The following is a 16,783-nucleotide window of genomic DNA, read 5'->3' as shown; positions in this document are numbered from 1 at the left end:
GAACTCACCGCCGGGATGAGTTCTCCGCGCCTCCGCGTCTCCGCGTGAGCCTCTACTGTTCCTGGATCAAACGAATCAGAACCAGGTGATGCCGTACCCGAAGTCGCTGCTGATCCGCGCCGTGTTGCTGAACCACAGCCCGCCGGCCGGCTGGTCGTTCGCGTCCAGGGTGCGCCCCCACACGATCCCGGCCACGTAGGCGGAGGAGCCCGAGTAGGTCCACTGGAACACGGGCGAGCCGCTGTCGCCGCCGATCGCGTACGCGTCGACCCTGTCCTGGCAGAGGAGCAGGTGGTCGCCCACCCGCTGCAGCACGTCGGCGCAGGTCTGGGCCACGGGCCCCTCGGTCCACCCGGTCGTGCGCCCCACCTTCGACAGGTAGGTGCCGACCGCGGGGCTGGCGCCCGCCACCAGCGTGAACCGCGGGTTGGCCGCGTCGACGTCGATCGAGCCGGTCTGGAACAGCCCGACCCCGCGGTAGAGGGTGCGCGCCACGGCGCCCAGCTGCCAGCTCACCCCCGCGTCGTACGAGAAGAAGGACACGTCGCTCCAGCGGCAGTGGTTGGTGGTGGGGCACCCGGCATACGCCGCGTGGTCGAAGAACGCGGGATCGTACAGCTCATGCCCGATCTGCACCCCGCCCTGCCGCTCGATGCTCCCGTCGGTCCCGCCGATGACCGAGCTGCAGTGCGACGCGGTGAAGAAGCCGGCGGTGCCCACCGGCACGTTCACCCCCGGGTTCGAATACCACACGTTCAGCCCCAGCGTGCACCCCGAGTTGTCGATCTGCAGCCCGCCCACGACGGGGCGCGTGTAGTCGCGCACGGTGGCCAGGAGCTGCACGGGCGACTCCACCCGCACCACCAGCGCGCCCGCCGGCACGCCGGCGCGCTCCGCCAGCGCCCGGACCCGCGCGCCGGCCTCGGCGCTCGTCACGCCCACCCGCACGCGGTTGGCGGCCTCGTCGGCGTCCAGCGACTGCACGCCGGAGATGGAGAAGGCCTCGCGCAGGCGCTCGCGCCAGGCGTTCAGCTGCACGAAGTCGTACTCGCCCTGCCGGATCCGGGTGGCCGCGGGCCGGGTGAAGGGGTGGACTGCCGATCCCGCGCGGCCGGCCGCCACGTCGGCCACGGCGGAGCGGGCGGCCGCCTCCTGCCGCAGATCGGTCAGGTAGACGTTCAGGTCTCCCTGCGAATCGAAGAAGTACCCGCCGAAGCCGGGCACCTGCCGCGACAGCTCGAGGAACCTGCCGTCGAGCCCCGGCGCGGTGCGCTGCGCAGCGGCGTTCGGAGCGCGGGTGACGGGCTCGGACGCCACGGGCGACGTCCGGTCGCCGCAGGCGGTGGCGGCGAGCCCGGCCGCGAGGACGAGCACGGGGTGGAGGGTGGTGCGTCGGAACATGTTGCCTCCGGGTAGTGTGGTGGGACTGCGGCGTGCAGTCCCGGTTCGGTTCGAGAGTTCTCTGTTCGGCGCGCGCGATCTGTCCGGGTGATGTATTCACATGTTTAGTCCGAAATTGTATATGGCGTAGAAACCTGTCAAGGCCACGCGATGGGATATAATGGGCGCCCACGGTGGCTATTTTCACGGAATTCAGAGAAAACTTGCACCCGTCCGTTCACGCGAGAGCAGGAAAGGCGGGAAGTAAGCAGGAGATTTTCACCACATAATTTTACTGATTAGGCCCGAAGGGATCACGGGGAGCATCAGCTCTGCAGCACGTCCATGGCCTCCTACGAGGCGGACGCGCAACGCCCCGGCGATCGGGGGATCGGCCGGGGCGCTGGTTCCGACGTTTCGCTCGATACGGGGGGCGAGGATCTCACCCGCCCGTCTTCTGGCGGCGGCGGTGGGTTTTGTCGGCCTCGTACTGCTGGCTGGTGGGGTTCTTCACAATCGCGTTTGGCGAGTACTGCGGCCGGCTGCCGCCGCGGTGCTCGCCGCCGTGCATCTTGTCGCCCGCGCGCCCGCCCCGGGTGTTGTCCGCCATCGTCGCCTCCGTGGCTGAAGGTGTCGCGAAGGTGGCGATGCAACATCGGTGCGCCAATGCGCGGAAGCGCCCCGGCGGACGGCTCCGCCGGGGCGCTTGGTCTGCTCGCGATCCCGATCGCCCTACTCGCCGTAGGTGCCGAGGATGAGCGGCTGGCCGCTGGGCCGGGGCAGTCCGCCCTCCGGCTCCTCGGTGACGGCGACGGCGCGGAGCTGGTCGCGCGGGAGGGCGTAGGTGGCCTGGACGGTCGCCAGCCCGTCGGGCGTGGGCTTGAAGGTGCCCGCGCTCACCGGCCCGGCGGGGGTGATCAGCCAGAGCTGGTAGTCGCGGTCCGGCCGCAGCGCCGGGAGGTCGTGCGCAAAGAAGGTCCAGCGCGCGGTGGCGGGATCCCAGAACATACGCCCGCCCGGCGCCCGCCGCTGCGTGGACGCCAGCTCGATCACCTGCACGCCCGGCCCCGAGAGCGCGGCCACGGTCGAGTCGCGCTTCGCGATCGCCTGGACGAGCTGCGTGCGCTCCTGGTCCAGCGAGGCGTACCGGTCGCTCAGCGCCTCGTATCGCCCCTTCATCCGCGCGGCGTAGGCGCCGACGGCGATCAGCAGCAGCACCGCCGCCGCGGCCGCCAGCCATCCCCCACCCATCATCCCCCGCCGCCCGCGCGCGCGGGAGATGGGGATCACCCCGGATTCCTCGTCTCCCGACGCGAGAGCGCCGATGCGGTTCGCCGGCGGCGGGGCATCGGCCGATGCCCCGCCGCGATCCGCCGCCGCGCGGGCGACCAGGCGCGCGCGCAGCCGGGCAGAGCGGTCCGCGTCCATCGGCACCTGCGGCGCCGCGTAGGCCAGCGCCGCCGCCGTCTCGCGCAGCGACTCCAGCTCGCGGCGGCACTCGTCGCAGCCGGCCAGGTGCGCGCGCACGGCCTCCGCCTCCTCGCCGTCGAGGGCGCCCAGAGCCTCGGCGGCCAGCGCAGCCCGCACGTCGTCGTGCGTCATCTCGAGGCTCATCGTCCGTCCTCCCGGAGCACCGCCAGCGCCTCCCTGAGCTTCTGGAGCGCCAGCCGCGCCCTCGTCTTGACCGTCCCCAGGGGCTGGCCCGTGGCTTCCGCGATCTCCGTCTGGCTCATCCCGCGGAAGTAGGCCAGCTCCACCGTTTCGCGCTGCTCGGGCGGCAGCTTCGCGACCGCCTGCGCCACCACCCGCCGCACCTCGTCCGCCTGCGCCGACTCCAGCGGCGACGGCTCGCCCGCGTCCGCGCCGCCGCCGTCCATCTCCGCCGGCTCGGGGAGCTGCTCCCAGCGCTCCTCGCGGAAGCGGCGGCGGCTGCGCACGTGGTCCACCGCGCGGCTGCGGGCCATCATCACCAGCCAGGTGCTGATCCCGCCGCGCCCTTCCTCGTACCGCCCGGCCTGCCGCCACGCCTGCCAGAAGGTCTCCTCCAGCACCTCCTCGGCGTCGTCGGGATCGCCCACGATGCGCAGCACCACCGAGTGCACCAGGGTGGAGAAGCGGTCGTGCAGCTCGCCCAGCGCGGCCTCGTCGCCCGCGGCCATGCGCCGCACCAGCTCGCGGTCGGCCTGCGCCGGAACGAGCGTGTCGGGCACGCCCAAGTGGTGGCTCCTTGTGGGATGATACGCTGCCTGCCGCGCCGCGGATTCCCCGCGCGGCGGCGGCTGCCGGGAAATGCGGCGGAATCTACCCGCCGCCGGATGGCGCAACAACCGCCGCAGGTCCGTCGCGGGCTGCCCGGCGAAGTAGATCATCGCGCCCCATCGTCTCCGTGTGCCCAGGTGCATGCGGGTGACGGGAGATACGAGGTGTGGCGCGATGTCGGATGCGTCGGCGGAATCGGGGATGCGCGCGGTGCGACAGGCGGGCGATCGTGATGCCGCGGCATCCCCGCCCCCCTCCCCGCGCTGCGCGCGACCCTCCCCCCAAAACCGACTGGGGGGAGGGTGGGTGCGAGGCCGGTCGCGCACGCGGAACTCTCGTCCGTGCCGATGCCAGTAGTCCGCGAAGGCGGACTTCGTGTGGTTGTTGCCGCGAATTCATTCGCCCCGCAAACCTGCGCGAGAGTCGACGTTACGGCAGCCGCTTGGGCCCGTCGCCGGGGACGAAGAGGAGGCTGGTGGTGCGGCCGCCGTACTGCGCCTGAACGACGTTCACCTGGTCGTCGTAGACGGCCCACTGCATCCGGTTCAGCACCCGCGCGCCGCGCAACCCGCCCGGCGCCGGCGCGCGCAGGCAGAACCACAGCAGGTCGCCCGAGCGCCGCGACCCGCACGGCGCCAGCGCCACGCGCCGCCCCGCGCGGTCCCACACCGCGACGGACGCGGCGAGGTACGCCTGCGCCGCGTCTCCGCCCGCCGGCGCGGGCGACGCCGCCACGCCGCGCGCGAAGTCGTCCGCGAACGCGCGCACCCAGATGGTCGCGCGCCCCGGCCCGGCGGTGATCTGCGTCAGCGTGGTGTGCAGCGGATGCATCCGCCCCGGCGCCGCCCCCGCCGCCGCGATCACCATCCCCGCCGCGACGAACGTCGCGCCGACGAGCCGAATCGTCTCGCCGAGCCGATGAAGTCCGCGAAGGCGGACTGCGTGTGGTTGTAGCCGCGAGGCCGCGAGTTCACTCGCATCGTCGCGAATCTCCATCCATCGCCATCGATCTCCATCACTATCGATCTCCATCACCCCCGAACTCCGCTCACCAAGGACTGCGCTGCGCCGCCCACACCGCGGCCACGACGGCGACGGTGGACGACACCATCACCACCCGCGCACGCAGCGGCGCGGCTGAGATGCGGCGGAGCGGCGCCGCGCGCAGGCCGCGGTCTACCAGCGCGAACGCGGCGCCCGCGGCCAGCAGCACCACGATCTGCCCCGCCTCGATCCCCAGGTTGAAGCCGAGCAGCGGCACGGCCACGCGGTCCACGAACAGGTCGCGCAGGTAGTTGGCGAAGCCGGCACCGTGCACCAGCCCGAACGCCGCCGCGAACACCGGCCGGTAGCGCCCGCCCCACGGCGCGCGCGTGCGGTCCGTCACCGCCAGGTTCTCGCCGCACGTCAGCACGATGGTGACGGGGATGAGGAACTCGATGACGTCCGTCGGCAGCCGCACCGCGCCGGTGACGGCGAGCGCCAGCGTCACCGAATGCCCGACGGTGAACGCGGAGACCACCCACAGCGCGTCGCGCCAGTCGCGGAAGCGGTAGATGGCGGCGAGCACGAGCAGGAAGAGGATGTGATCCAGCGCCTCGGGGTTCACGATGTGCCAGAACCCCACCTGTAGATAGGTCAGCAGCTCGGACATCGCCCACCTCAGCCGCGGATGGAGTCGAGCACCGCGCGGGCCTCGCGCGCCCGCAGCGGATGGAAGTGCGGATTAATCTCCAGCGCGTCGCGGAGATACCGCTCCGCCGCCGCCTCGTGGCCGAGCGCGTGCTCGATCGTCCCCGCGTGGAAGAGAAGCGTGGCGTCGCGCGTGCCGAGACGGAGCGCCTGCGCCATCGCGGCGAGCGCCTCGCCGTCGCGGTGCTGCCTGTGACGCGCCCAGGCCAGCAGGTCCCACCCGTACACATCGCGGCGGACGCGGAGGTCGGCCTCGGCCTGCGCCGCGACCGCGTCGATCTGCCGGCCGCCGTCGAGGAGGAAGAGCGCCCAGCCGCGGTGCAGCGCGCTGGCCTGGCGGCGGACGGAGACTTCCATCACCCGCGCGTACTCCTCCGACTTCGCGCGGTCGCCGGCGGCCAGGGCGGCGTCGCTCATCACCGCCAGCGTCGCGGGATCCAGCACCTGCGCGACTGCGCGCTCGCCCAGCGCCAGCGCCGCGGCGTTGTCTCCGCGCGCGGCGGCCAGCTTCGCCATCTCGCCCAGCAGGCGGTAGTCCTCGGGATGGACCGCGAGGCCGGCGCGGAAAGCGTCCTCCGCCGCGTCCAGCCGCCCGTTACGCAGTTCCAGGTCTCCGGCGCGGAGATGGAACCACGCCACCTGCTCGGGCGGCAGGTCGCCGCGCGCGGCCGCGTCTTGCCCGGCCTGGTAGAGGATCGTGCGTGCATCGTTGGTTCGGCCAATCATCTCGAGCCAGCGCGCCAGCCGCGGCGCCACGCCCAGGTTGCCGCGCTCGGAGAGGAGCGAGCCGAACGTCGCGCGGGCCGCATCGTAATCCCCCAGCTCCATCTGCAGCTCGCCCAGCAGGCCGCGGTACGACGCGCGGTCCGGCTCCGCGGCGACCAGCCTCTCCGCCTCGCGCCGCGCCTCCGGGAAGCGGTGCTGCGCCATCAGCGCGTTCGCCAGCGCCACGCGGGCAGCGGCGTTGCGCTCGCCGCGCGCATCGAGCGACGCGCGCGCCGCAGCTTCCGCGCGCGGGTAGTCGGCGTAGTCGCCCGTCTCCCGCGCGCGCTGCAGGTAGAGGCCGGCCAGCCGCGCGCGGTCCGCCGCGGCGAAGGGGTCCTCGGCCACGCGCGCCTCGAAGAAGCGCACCTCCGCGTCCCGCCGCGCCGCCTCGTCCGCGCGGATGGCGGCGGCCGCGCGAATCGCATCGGCCGAGCGCCGCGCCCGCGCCTCGTCCGCGTGGGCGACGGCGGCGCGCGCGGATGCGGCCACCGCGCCGGCGATCAGCATCGCCGCGACGATTGTAAACGCGCGTCTGCGCATCTTCATCTCCATCTCCCCTCGATCTCTTCACCCACGGACAGGATAGCCCCGTTCCGCGGGGATGTAGGGCTGGAACAGGCACGCCGGGCTCACGGGGAAGTAGAGCGCCTCCGGCCGTTCCCGGCGATCGGACTCCTCGGCGAACACGGTCACGCCGTTGTACGTGCCCACGGGGACGACGTCCCCCACGTTCAGCACCCGCGTCAGCCCCTCCTTCACGTACCGGCCGCCCGCGAACGTGACCGGCTCGTTGCCGGCATACCACCGCGTGGCGGACGCGTACTCGCCGGTGACGGGATACACTTCCCGGAATAGGCGTCCGGCGACGGTGGTGTCGCCCGTAGCCGGGTTGTACTCGGCCTCCACCTGCTTCATCTCCCCGTCCCGCACCAGGCAGACGTGGAGAAAGTTGAAGCCGTCGACAACCATGTGTCGCGATGGCGGCGGCTCAGGCGGTGCCGGAGGCGGCGCCACCGGCGCGGGAGCGGGCGGATGCCGGGTGCACGCTTCCCCAGCGGCGCCCGCCAGCAGAACGGCCATCGCAACCGCGCTCCACCCGTGTCTCATCGCGTCCTCGCCCGTCGACGTTGTGGGATGGGGCCACGGCCGGTCGAAACCGCGGCCCCTGCGTCCGCATCCCCCCAACGTACCTCGTGCGTCCGTGCTTTCGTACTCTCTCGGCCGGCGGACGGCGTTCAGTTCGGCGCGGCGAGGTACGGGAACGTGGCGCTGTGCGTGCGATCGTTCGCGTCCACGTTGTCCGTCACCAGCCCGGGGCTGACGTTGGCGTTGTTCCCCAGCGCGCTGCCGAAGATCACCGCCAGCCCCTTGTCCACCGCGTCGTCGCCCTGGAGCTTGCGGCCGCCGTAGCCGTTGGCGGGATCGAGGACGTAGGTCAGCCACCCCACGTTGGCGCCGAAGGGGCCGCCGCCGGTCTTGTCGAGCCGCACCAGCAGCATGTCGGGGGTGAGCGCGGCGGCGACGGCGTTGGCGTACGCCCCATCGCGCCCGGCCACCGTGGTGATGAAACGGGCGACGTCGTCGCGGAACTGGGCCACGTCCTCGCTCGGCTGGCTGGCGTTGAAGTGGCCGTGCTCGCGCTTGTCCACGAACACCTCGCTCACCAGCGGGTTGGCCAGCCGCTCCATCTGGTCGAAGGTCACCGTGGTGTTGCCGATGCGGACGGTGTCGTGCACGGTCACGGTGTCGGTCTGCACCTCCACCACCGTGCGGGTGTCGCGGCATCCGGCCCCCAGCAGCGCGGCCGCGGCGAGCGCCGGCAGGGCCGCATGGATCATCCTCATCTTCGTCTCCTTTGTGATTGAAGGCGCCGGTCAGCGGCTGACCGTGGCCCAGATCCCCACGTTGTTCCCCGCGCCCTTGATCATGGCCTCGGGAAGCTCCACCACGATGGCCATCGCGTTGAAGGTGCGGACGAAGTCGGCCGCGCACCCGTGCGCCGGGTCGAACTGCGACTGGCCGGCGTTCGGCGTGCCGTTGGTGCACTTCGGGCGGAAGGCGCTCGCCTCGGGCGCGGGGCCGATCAGCGACAGCGGGCCGCGTGACGGGCGCCGGTCGGGGACGATGCGGAAGAACTGGTCAAGGTCGATGTAGAAGGGATCGTCGCGCGGTCCGGCGAAGAGCTGGATCGCGCCGTTGGGGCCGCCGGCGAGCACGGTGTTGATGTTCCCCACCACGTCCGGCGTGGCCTTGGCGACGCGGTTGAACTTCCCCGTCGTCGCCGGCGCGATGGGGCCGAAGAGGGCCACGCGCTGGCCTCCGCCGGTCAGGTCGTCGAACTGGAGCTGGAGGACGAGATCCTCCACCGCGTCGCCGGTGTTGTCGATCTTAATCTGGTACAGCGCGTTGGGATCGAAGCGCGCCGCGCCCGTGGCCGCCGGGGTGATGGGCGACTGGGTGGTGACGACGAGGGCGATGCGGCTCTCGTCGCTTCCGGGGAAGGCGTACACGTCGTTGATGTCCAGCCGCGGCGAGAGCTCGACCTCGGGCGTGTCCTGGTGGTCCGAGCCGAAGCCGTCGCGCACGGCCAGCACGCCGGCGCACCCCAGCGCCGCCAGCACCGCCGCCGCGGCCCGCGCCCGCCGCATCCGTGGAATCCTCATACATCCTCCGTTCGATCTGAGGGAGATGGATTGCGTTCCCGTCACACGTAGCGGGTGATACGGAGCCCATCCCGCGAACGGATTTGTGATCGTGAGGCAGAGAGCTCGAGAGTCCGCGACTCCGCGCCCAGCACGCGGGTCCATTTAGACATCATCCTGAGGCCGGTCAGTCCGTAATCAGCGTCTGCGCAATCGCTTGCAAACCCAGGAATCTTTGTGACCTCGACCGCACCCCAGCTGGAATCTCGTGAATCAGAGGGTCGAGCGGTCGGTGATTTGTGTGTAGATTGTACTCCCCTCATCCAGGAGGTCAGCATGGATTCTTCGATCGAGCAAGAAGAGATGATCACCTTGGCCGACCTGCGCCGTTCAGCCCGGGAGCTGTTGGTGCGAGCGGAGTCGGGTGATGTCATCGTAGTGCACCGCGGCACCGAGCCTGTGGGAATCCTGCTCGGATACGATCGCTACCGAAGGATGATCGACTTTGAAGAGAGGCCGGAGAATTTCGAGCTGCTGCTTCGCGCGCTGGATCGCGTTGCCGACGTAGCTGCCGCGCGCGACGAGTTGATCTCCCTGGGCGATGTGATGGCGGAGTTCGGCCTCGTCCGGCAGGAGGCGGAGAAGGGATAAGGCCGGCACCTCCGCGCGCGTGCTTTTCGCTGCGAATCCATCATCCTTGCTCCTCCAACCAATCCTCTCCGAAGTGCATCCAAAGGGTTGCGGCGGCTTGGGACAAACCTCGTGATCGGCCGGGGATCAAACCCGGAACGCCGTGGGTAAGATTTTAGCAGGACAGGCCCGGTGCACCGCCTGAACACAGGCGTTCTCCCGCATCTCCCAAGGACGTGTCACCCGTGGAGAGCGGGCGGCGGCGGATCCGCCGCCGCTGAAACCGGCTGTCCGAGAAATCCGTCCTGAGGCGTTGGATGTGGGGAGGCCGCTCACGGCTCCTCCGCCCACCCTCCCGAACTCCGCGCACCCCGCGCGCTTCGGCCGCAGCACCGTCCCGCGGACCGACCCACGGATGCCCGACGCCACGCCGTCTCCCGCCGACGCCCCGCGACGCTGGCCGCGCGCGCGCTCGCTCTTCCTGTTCTGGACCGTGGTCGGGCTGTTCTTCGGCGCGCGGCCGTACATCAACCATTTCTTCTTCGGCATCCCCAAGGTCACCAGCCCGCGCTCGTTCGTGGGGAACCTGGCCGACGCCTACTACTGGGCGCTCCTGTGCCTCCCGATCTTCTGGCTCGGGCTGCGCTTCCGCTTCACGCGCCGCAAGTGGCCGCTGTCGGTGGCCGTGCACGTTCCCGCGGCGCTGGCGGTGGGGCTGTCGTCGGTGGTGTTCAACTGGAAGCTGGGCGGCGTGCTGTGGCCCGAGAACCCGGCGCCCTTCTTCGAGTACTTCCGCTCCTTCTACTTCGACATCCAGTGGTACGTGGCCATCGTGGGCGCCGCGTACGCCTTCGACTACTACCGCCGCTTCCGCGACCGCGAGGTGCACGCCGCGCGCATGGACGAGCGCCTGGCCGAGGCGCGGCTGGAAGCGCTGAAGATGCAGATCCAGCCGCACTTCCTGTTCAACACCCTGCACACCATCAGCGAGCTGGTGCACGAGGACCCCGACGCCGCCGAGCGCATGATCGCGCGCCTGGGCGACCTGCTGCGCCTGACCGTCGACAACGCGCAGACGCACGAGGTCACGCTGGCGCAGGAGATGGAGTTCCTGGAGGCGTACCTGGAGATCCAGCGCACCCGCTTCCACGACCGGCTGGAGGTGATGGTGAACGTGGAGCCGGAGACGCGGGATGCGATGGTGCCCAACCTGGTGCTGCAGCCGCTGGTGGAGAACGCCATCCGCCACGGCACCGCGTCGCTGGGCGGCACCGGCGTGATCCTGGTGAAGACTGTGCGCGAGAACGGCCGGCTGCGCATGGAGGTGCACGACAACGGCCGCGGCCCGCAGACGGACGCGCGTCCGCGCCAGCGCCAGGGCGTGGGCGTGCGCAACACCCGCGCGCGGCTGGAGCAGATGTACGGGCCCGAGGCCCGGCTGGAGCTGACGCACTGCCCCATCGGCGGCACCGTGGCCGCCGTCGAGATCCCCTTCCGCCGCGCGGCCGTCCCGGCGCCCCAGCGCGCGGCGCATCCCGTGGAGGTTGCCGCATGAGCGAGCCGATGCGCGTGGTGGTGGCCGACGACGAGCCCCTGGCCCGGCGCCGCGTCCTGCGGCTCCTGCGCGAGCACGACGACCAGGTGGACGTGGTGGCCGTCTGCGAGAGCGGGAGCCAGGCCGTGGACGCCATCCGCGAGACCCGCCCCGACCTGGTGTTCCTGGACGTGCAGATGCCCGAGATGGACGGCTTCGAGGTGCTCGAGCACCTGGGCGGCGACCTCCCCGCGGTGATCTTCGTCACCGCGCACGACCGCTACGCGCTGCGCGCCTTCGAGGTGCACGCGCTCGACTACCTGCTCAAGCCGTTCGACGTGGAGCGCTTCAACCAGGCGCTCGAGCGCGGCCGCACCCAGGTCGAGCGCCGCGCCGGCGACGCACCCAACCGCCTGGCCGCGCTCCTGGAGCAGCTGGCCCGCGACCGCGGCGCCGACGAGGCCGCCTCGCGCCCGCGCGGCCGCTACCTCGACTGGGTGATGGTGAAGGTGCGCGGCAAGGTGGAGTTCCTGCGCACCGCCGACATCGACTGGGTGGAGGCCGAGGGGAACTACGTGCGCCTGCACGCCGGCAAGAAGGGCTACCTGATCCGCGAGAAGATCGGGATGCTGGAGGAGCGGCTGGACCCCGACCGCTTCCTGCGCGTGCACCGCTCGGCCATCGTGCAGCTCGACCGCGTGGCCGAGCTGCACCCCATGGCCGCCGGCGACGGCATCCTCATCCTCCGCGACGGCAGCGAGGTCAAGCTCTCGCGCGGCTACCGGCGGCGGCTGCTGGAGCGGGTGCCGGAGTACGCGTGAAAGTGCGTGAGTGCGGCAGTGCGTGAGTAGGCGCGGTTCGGCTCGTCGGGCTGCAGGATCTTGCGCACGTCGTGTCGCACATCACCGGCCCGAACGGCAGCTTCTTTCCCGTACGCAACTAAAACAGAAGGGCTCACGCAGGGTTAGCAGGGTAAGCAGTTTTTTACTCTGCTGACTCTGCTAACTCTGCGTGAGACTTTCTTTTGAGATTGGCTGAGAACAGGAGAGGCCTCCCGCGCGAGCGAGAGGCCTCGTCTACGTTTGTCCGCCGGCTACCGAGGATCAGCTCTCGACGGCCACCGGGGCGAGGACGATCTGGCGGTCGGTGAGCACGGGGATCGCGTCGTGCAGGTCGGCCTGGGCGCAGAAGGCCAGGTCCTCCGCCAGCCCCGCCTCGGCGATCTGCTTCCCCGCCGCGACAGTGGCGAAGAGCGGCTCCAGCTCGGCGTAGCGCTCGGCCAGCGCGAGGGCGGCCAGCGCGCCGTCGTTCAGCTCCCACTCCGCGTCCCCGCCCGCGGCCGCCATCACCGCGGCGGCCATCTTTCCCGCGCACACGGCGTCCTCCAGCCCGAACTTGGTCTCGCGGCCGGAGCAGAGGAACACCGGCTCGGCCTCCGTCCGCACCAGCTCGTCCACCATCGCCTGCAGGTTGAGGAACGAGCCCACCAGCACGCGCGACGCGGCCGAGGCGGCCATCATCGCCCCGGTGCCGTTGGTGGTGCTCATCACCAGCATCTTCCCCCCCACCCGCTCGGGGGTGAAGTCGCCCGGCGAGTTCCCCAGGTCGAACCCCTCGATGGGAAGCGACTTGCGCTCGCCGCACAGCAGCACCTCGTCGCGCCCCAGCGTGTTGGCGAGCCTAAGCGCCTCCTCGATCGACGCGACCGGGAAGAGCGCCTTGGCGCCGGCGGCCAGCGCCTGCACGATGGTGCTGCTGGCGCGCAGCACGTCGATCACCACCACGGTGCGCTCGGCGATGTCGCCCGGCATCAGCTCGCCGGGGGTCAGCAGCACGTCCAGCTTCATGCGGCCGCCCGCTCGCTCATCATCCGCTCCAGGAACTTGGTGTCGACCTCGCCCGCGATGAACGCCGGGTGGTCCATCACCGCCTGGAGGAAGGGGATGGTGGTGTGCACGCCCTCGATCACCGTCTCGGCCAGCGCCCGCCGCATCCGCGCGATGGCCTCGTCGCGGCTGGACCCGTGCACGATCAGCTTCATCAGCAGCGAGTCGTAGTACGGCGGGACGCGGTAGCCCGCGTACATGTGCGTGTCCACCCGCACGCCGGGCCCGCCGGGGGGGTGGAAGGTGGCGATCGTCCCGGGCGAAGGGGCGAAGTTGCGCGCCGGGTCCTCGGCGTTGATGCGGCACTCGATGGCGTGGCCGCGCAGGTGGATGGCCCGCTCGGGGATGGAGAGCGGGAGCCCCGCCGCGGCGCGGATCTGCTCCTTCACCAGGTCGAACCCCGTGCACATCTCGGTGACGGGATGCTCCACCTGGATGCGGGTGTTCATCTCCATGAAGTAGAACGACCCGTCGTCGTTCAGCAGCATCTCGATGGTGCCCGCGCCCACGTACTCGATGGCCTGCGCCCCGCGCACCGCCGCGTCGCCCATCCGCTCGCGCAATTCTTCCGAGAGCGCGGGAGACGGCGCCTCCTCGATCAGCTTCTGGTGGCGGCGCTGGATGGAGCAGTCGCGCTCGCCCAGGTGGATCACGCGGCCGTGGCTGTCGCCCAGCACCTGGAACTCGATGTGGCGCGGGCGCGCGAGGTACTTCTCCACGTACACGGTGTCGTCGCCGAAGGCGGCGGCGGCCTCGTTGCGCGCCATCGAGTACTGCCGCTCGAACTCGCCAGCGTCCTGCGCCACCCGCATCCCCTTCCCCCCGCCGCCGGCCGCCGCCTTGATGAGCACGGGAAAGCCGATCGCCCGCGCCTCGGCCAGCGCCTCGTCGGCGTCGCCGATGGCGTCGGTGCCGGGAACGATGGGGACGCCCACCTCCTTCATCGTGCGCCGCGCCGCCGCCTTGTCGCCCATCAGGCGGATCTGCTGCGGGGTGGGGCCGATGAAGGTGAGCTCGCTGGCCGCGCAGATCTCGCTGAACTCCGCGTTCTCGGCCAGGAAGCCGTAGCCGGGGTGGATGGCGTCGGCGCCGGTGACCTCGGCCGCGGCGATGATGCGGGGGATGTTGAGATAGCTCTCGCGCGCCGGGGGCGGGCCGATGCACACGTCCTCGTCGGCGAAGCGCACGTGCAGGCTCTCGCGGTCGGCCTCGCTGTAGACGGCCACGGTGCGGATCCCCAGCTCGCGGCAGGCGCGGATGACCCGCAGGGCGATCTCGCCGCGGTTGGCGATCAATACCTTTCTGAACACTTCAGGACCGGACCGTCACTTGAGGGTTTCGGGCGCGCCCTGCCACACCTCCTGCTCGCCCGGGCTCACGCCGGACACGCGCAGGGCGAACTCGCTGGGGTTCGAGGCGTAGTGCATGGCCCAGTCGTAGCTGATCCATCCCTTCGAGTACAGCTCCAGCAGGCTCTGGTCGAAGGTCTGCATCCCGTACTGCACCCGCCCCTCGGCGATGTGGTCGGGGATGGTCACCAGCTCGTCGCCCTTGCGGATCAGCTCGCTGATGGTGGCGGTGTTCACCAGCACCTCGGCCGCGGGCACGCGCCCCGGCTTGTCGGCGCGGGGGATCAGCCGCAGGGAGACGATGGCCTTCAGCGCGTTGGCCAGCACCTGCCGGATCTCGGCGTGCTGGTGCGGCGGGAAGAAGGAGATGATGCGGTTGATGGTCTGCGCCGCGTCGGTCGTGTGCAGCGTGGACAGCACCATGTGCCCCGTGTCCGCGGCCTTGAGCACGGTCTCCATCGACGGCCGGTCGCGAATCTCGCCCAGCATGATCACGTCGGGGTCCTGCCGCAGCACGTGGCGCAGCGCGTCGTGGAAGGAGAGGGTGTCGGCCCCCACCTCGCGCTGGCTGATCATGCTCTTGACGTCGCGGTGGAGGAACTCGATCGGGTCCTCGATGGTGACGATGTTCACCGCGCGCTGCTCGTTCAGCCGCCGGATCATCGCCGCCAGGGTGGTCGACTTCCCCGAGCCGGTGATCCCCGTCACCAGCACCATCCCGCGGGGAAGGAGGGCGATCTCCTCCAGCACCCCGGGCAGCTCCAGCGTCTCCAGCCCGGGAACGTCGACGGGGATGGCGCGGAAGGCCATCCCCAGCGTGCCGCGCTGCTGGAAGATGTTGGTGCGGAAGCGCCCCAGCCCCTGCACGCCGATGGCGAAGTCGATCTCCTTCCGCTCGGCGAACACCTCGCGCTGCTTGGGCGACAGGGTCTGCTCGGCGCAGCGCTTGATGTCCTCGGGGCGGAGGACGGTCAGCCCGGTCTCCTGCAGGTCGCCGTTCACGCGGACGACCGGCGGGCGGCCGACCTTCAGGTGCAGGTCGCTTCCCCCGCGGCGCACCAGCTCCTCCAGCGCCTCGCGGAGGTTGAACTCGCGGCCGGTGGAGGGCTTCGGGGCGGACTCGTCGGTCGAGATGGTCATGGGCTCAGGCGGCGGGCTCCAGGCGGAAGAGCACCTGCCCGTACTCCACGGGCTCGCCGTTGTCCACGCAGATCTCGCGGACGGTGCCGGCCAGGTCGCTCTCCAGCTCGTTCATCAGCTTCATCGCCTCGAGGATGCAGAGGGTCTGCCCGCGGGTGACCTTGCTTCCCACCTCCACGTACGACGGGGCCTCGGGGGCCGGCGCGCGGTAGAAGGTGCCCACCATGGGGCTCTTGATCTCCACCAGGTTGCTGGCCGGAGCGGCGGCGGGCGCCGGCGCCTGCCCCTGGTCGCCCGACGGCGCCGCGGCGCCGCCCGCGCGGGCGATCCCCACCTCGTGCACCGGCGGCATGTGCAGGTGCGCGGGCGCGGCCGCCATCGGTGCGGCCGCGGCGGCCACGGGCGCCGGGGGCGGCGTCTTGGAGATGCGGATGCGGGTGCCTCCGCGGGCGATCTCCAGCGAGTCGATCCCGCTCTCGTCGACGGCGCCGATCAGGCCGCGCAGGAATTCGAGGTCGATCATTTCGCGCGCTCGATGTACTTGTCTTCGCGGCGGTCGACGCGGATCACGTCGCCCTCATTCAGGAACAGGGGAACCTGCACCACGGCGCCCGTCTCCAGCTTGGCGGGCTTTGTCCCACCGGTGGCGGTGTCGCCGCGCACCCCGGGATCGGTCTCGACGACCTGGAGGGTGACGAAGTAGGGGAGTTCCACGGAGATGACCTTCTCGTTGTGGACCAGCCCCTCGCACTCCATCCCTTCCTTGAGATACTTCAGCTGGTCCTCGCCGATGACCTCGGCGTTGATCGGCACGTCTTCGTACGTCTGGGCGTCCATGAAGTGGTACAGGTGCCCGTCGTTGTACGTGTAGGTGACGGGCCGGTGCTCCAGCCGCACCTCGTCGATCTTCTCGCCCGCGCGCCAGGTCTTCTCGAGCACCGCGCCGGTCAGCACGTTCTTCAGCCGCGAGCGCACCACCGTGTTCCCCTTGCCGGGCTTGTGATGCTGGAACCAGAGAAGGGTGAACAGCGTGCCGTCGATGCTCAGGGTCATGCCGTTCCGGAAATCTGCCGTAGTCGCCACGTTCTCTATCTCTCCAATTCGCGATTGAGTCCTGAGTCCTAAGTCCTAAGTCCTAAGTCCTGAGTCCTGAGTCCCAAGTGCCAAGTCCTCAGGGGCGGGTACGCACCGGGGGCGAGTACCCGAACCCACTCAGGACTTAGGACCAAGGACTTAGGACTTCTGTTCTTCCAACCCGCGCAGGTGCTCGACGATCGCGCGCAGGCCCAGGCGGTAGCTGTCGAGCCCGAAGCCCGAGACCACTCCCACCGCTGCGCCGGCCAGGTACGACCGGTGGCGGAAGCGTTCCCGGGCAAAGACGTTGCTAATGTGCACCTCCACGAACGGGCGCGCCACTCCCGCCAGCGCGTCGCGCAGGGCGATGCTGGTGTGCGTGTACGCGCCCGCGTTCACCACGAAGCCGTCGACCCGCTCCGCCGCCTGCTG

19 protein-coding genes are annotated in these 16,783 nt (G+C 70.8%); 3 read left to right on the top strand and 16 right to left on the bottom strand.

Going from position 1 to position 16,783, the window contains the following annotated elements; genetic code table 11:
- Positions 1-75: 75 nt before the first annotated feature.
- The 10 genes from VF092_08120 to VF092_08075 all read right to left on the bottom strand — a co-directional run bounded on the left by VF092_08120 (position 76) and on the right by VF092_08075 (position 8,759).
- Positions 76-1,401 carry a hypothetical protein gene (locus VF092_08120; protein HEX6747253.1) on the bottom strand — a complete coding sequence of 442 codons (1,326 nt, stop codon included), beginning with the start codon at positions 1,399-1,401 and terminating at the stop codon, positions 76-78.
- Positions 1,402-1,822: 421 nt separating this feature from the next.
- Complete coding sequence (locus VF092_08115; protein ID HEX6747252.1) at positions 1,823-1,990, bottom strand: hypothetical protein; 168 nt, start codon at positions 1,988-1,990, stop codon at positions 1,823-1,825.
- 122 nt (positions 1,991-2,112) lie between these two features.
- A complete protein-coding gene (locus tag VF092_08110; protein ID HEX6747251.1) occupies positions 2,113-2,994 on the bottom strand; it encodes an anti-sigma factor in 882 nt (293 codons plus the stop codon).
- The gene (locus tag VF092_08105) at positions 2,991-3,590 is read right to left on the bottom strand and encodes a sigma-70 family RNA polymerase sigma factor (protein HEX6747250.1); all 600 of its coding nucleotides are present in this window, start codon (positions 3,588-3,590) and stop codon (positions 2,991-2,993) included. The genes VF092_08110 and VF092_08105 overlap by 4 nt, the downstream gene beginning before the upstream one ends.
- Before the next feature lie 478 nt (positions 3,591-4,068).
- Positions 4,069-4,635: a DUF6702 family protein gene (locus VF092_08100; GenBank protein HEX6747249.1), complete on the bottom strand. Its 567-nt coding sequence runs from the start codon at positions 4,633-4,635 to the stop codon at positions 4,069-4,071.
- Positions 4,636-4,687: 52 nt separating this feature from the next.
- Positions 4,688-5,293 (bottom strand): HupE/UreJ family protein, encoded by a 606-nt coding sequence (locus VF092_08095; protein ID HEX6747248.1) that lies wholly within the window; start codon positions 5,291-5,293, stop codon positions 4,688-4,690.
- Between the two features lie 8 nt (positions 5,294-5,301).
- The gene (locus tag VF092_08090; GenBank protein ID HEX6747247.1) at positions 5,302-6,642 is read right to left on the bottom strand and encodes a tetratricopeptide repeat protein; all 1,341 of its coding nucleotides are present in this window, start codon (positions 6,640-6,642) and stop codon (positions 5,302-5,304) included.
- Between the two features lie 21 nt (positions 6,643-6,663).
- Positions 6,664-7,065, bottom strand: a complete 402-nt coding sequence (locus VF092_08085; GenBank protein ID HEX6747246.1) for a hypothetical protein — start codon at positions 7,063-7,065, stop codon at positions 6,664-6,666.
- A 266-nt stretch (positions 7,066-7,331) separates the two neighbouring features.
- Positions 7,332-7,940: a DUF4331 family protein gene (locus VF092_08080; protein ID HEX6747245.1), complete on the bottom strand. Its 609-nt coding sequence runs from the start codon at positions 7,938-7,940 to the stop codon at positions 7,332-7,334.
- A gap of 30 nt (positions 7,941-7,970) precedes the next feature.
- Positions 7,971-8,759, bottom strand: coding sequence for a DUF4331 family protein (locus VF092_08075; GenBank protein HEX6747244.1), 789 nt, complete (start codon positions 8,757-8,759; stop codon positions 7,971-7,973).
- A gap of 315 nt (positions 8,760-9,074) precedes the next feature.
- Between VF092_08075 and VF092_08070 the strand changes: the two genes are divergently transcribed.
- The 3 genes from VF092_08070 (at position 9,075) to VF092_08060 (ending at position 11,723) form a co-directional block, all read left to right on the top strand.
- Positions 9,075-9,389: a type II toxin-antitoxin system prevent-host-death family antitoxin gene (locus VF092_08070; GenBank protein ID HEX6747243.1), complete on the top strand. Its 315-nt coding sequence runs from the start codon at positions 9,075-9,077 to the stop codon at positions 9,387-9,389.
- A gap of 394 nt (positions 9,390-9,783) precedes the next feature.
- Positions 9,784-10,923 carry a histidine kinase gene (locus VF092_08065; protein HEX6747242.1) on the top strand — a complete coding sequence of 380 codons (1,140 nt, stop codon included), beginning with the start codon at positions 9,784-9,786 and terminating at the stop codon, positions 10,921-10,923.
- The gene (locus VF092_08060; GenBank protein HEX6747241.1) at positions 10,920-11,723 is read left to right on the top strand and encodes a LytTR family DNA-binding domain-containing protein; all 804 of its coding nucleotides are present in this window, start codon (positions 10,920-10,922) and stop codon (positions 11,721-11,723) included. Before VF092_08065 ends, VF092_08060 begins: the two co-directional genes overlap by 4 nt.
- A gap of 282 nt (positions 11,724-12,005) precedes the next feature.
- Here the strand turns inward: VF092_08060 and VF092_08055 are convergent, their stop codons facing one another.
- From VF092_08055 to VF092_08030, 6 genes are all read right to left on the bottom strand, one after another.
- Complete coding sequence (locus tag VF092_08055) at positions 12,006-12,749, bottom strand: 2-phosphosulfolactate phosphatase (GenBank protein HEX6747240.1); 744 nt, start codon at positions 12,747-12,749, stop codon at positions 12,006-12,008.
- On the bottom strand, positions 12,746-14,083 hold the full coding sequence (gene accC / locus VF092_08050) for an acetyl-CoA carboxylase biotin carboxylase subunit (protein ID HEX6747239.1): 1,338 nt from the start codon (positions 14,081-14,083) through the stop codon (positions 12,746-12,748). The genes VF092_08055 and accC overlap by 4 nt, the downstream gene beginning before the upstream one ends.
- A 30-nt stretch (positions 14,084-14,113) precedes the next feature.
- A complete protein-coding gene (locus VF092_08045) occupies positions 14,114-15,277 on the bottom strand; it encodes a PilT/PilU family type 4a pilus ATPase (protein ID HEX6747238.1) in 1,164 nt (387 codons plus the stop codon).
- Positions 15,278-15,281: 4 nt separating this feature from the next.
- The gene (gene accB, locus VF092_08040) at positions 15,282-15,800 is read right to left on the bottom strand and encodes an acetyl-CoA carboxylase biotin carboxyl carrier protein (GenBank protein ID HEX6747237.1); all 519 of its coding nucleotides are present in this window, start codon (positions 15,798-15,800) and stop codon (positions 15,282-15,284) included.
- Positions 15,797-16,360, bottom strand: coding sequence for an elongation factor P (efp, locus tag VF092_08035; GenBank protein ID HEX6747236.1), 564 nt, complete (start codon positions 16,358-16,360; stop codon positions 15,797-15,799). Before efp ends, accB begins: the two co-directional genes overlap by 4 nt.
- A gap of 150 nt (positions 16,361-16,510) precedes the next feature.
- On the bottom strand, positions 16,511-16,783 hold a 273-nt coding region (locus tag VF092_08030), incomplete at its 5' end, for a type II 3-dehydroquinate dehydratase (GenBank protein HEX6747235.1).

This window comes from Longimicrobium sp. (assembly GCA_036377595.1).
GTDB lineage: Bacteria > Gemmatimonadota > Gemmatimonadetes > Longimicrobiales > Longimicrobiaceae > Longimicrobium.
This window is presented reverse-complemented; position numbering and strand designations above follow the sequence as displayed.

Coding starts and splice junctions, on each gene's coding strand:
- VF092_08120 (HEX6747253.1), bottom strand. CDS start 1,401: ATGTTCCGACGCACCACCCTCCACCCCGTGCTCGTCCTCGCGGCCGGG.
- VF092_08115 (HEX6747252.1), bottom strand. CDS start 1,990: ATGGCGGACAACACCCGGGGCGGGCGCGCGGGCGACAAGATGCACGGC.
- VF092_08110 (HEX6747251.1), bottom strand. CDS start 2,994: ATGAGCCTCGAGATGACGCACGACGACGTGCGGGCTGCGCTGGCCGCC.
- VF092_08100 (HEX6747249.1), bottom strand. CDS start 4,635: ATGGAGATTCGCGACGATGCGAGTGAACTCGCGGCCTCGCGGCTACAA.
- VF092_08095 (HEX6747248.1), bottom strand. CDS start 5,293: ATGTCCGAGCTGCTGACCTATCTACAGGTGGGGTTCTGGCACATCGTG.
- VF092_08090 (HEX6747247.1), bottom strand. CDS start 6,642: ATGAAGATGCGCAGACGCGCGTTTACAATCGTCGCGGCGATGCTGATC.
- VF092_08085 (HEX6747246.1), bottom strand. CDS start 7,065: ATGGTTGTCGACGGCTTCAACTTTCTCCACGTCTGCCTGGTGCGGGAC.
- VF092_08080 (HEX6747245.1), bottom strand. CDS start 7,940: ATGAGGATGATCCATGCGGCCCTGCCGGCGCTCGCCGCGGCCGCGCTG.
- VF092_08075 (HEX6747244.1), bottom strand. CDS start 8,759: ATGAGGATTCCACGGATGCGGCGGGCGCGGGCCGCGGCGGCGGTGCTG.
- VF092_08070 (HEX6747243.1), top strand. CDS start 9,075: ATGGATTCTTCGATCGAGCAAGAAGAGATGATCACCTTGGCCGACCTG.
- VF092_08065 (HEX6747242.1), top strand. CDS start 9,784: ATGCCCGACGCCACGCCGTCTCCCGCCGACGCCCCGCGACGCTGGCCG.
- VF092_08060 (HEX6747241.1), top strand. CDS start 10,920: ATGAGCGAGCCGATGCGCGTGGTGGTGGCCGACGACGAGCCCCTGGCC.
- VF092_08055 (HEX6747240.1), bottom strand. CDS start 12,749: ATGAAGCTGGACGTGCTGCTGACCCCCGGCGAGCTGATGCCGGGCGAC.
- VF092_08045 (HEX6747238.1), bottom strand. CDS start 15,277: ATGACCATCTCGACCGACGAGTCCGCCCCGAAGCCCTCCACCGGCCGC.
- accB (HEX6747237.1), bottom strand. CDS start 15,800: ATGATCGACCTCGAATTCCTGCGCGGCCTGATCGGCGCCGTCGACGAG.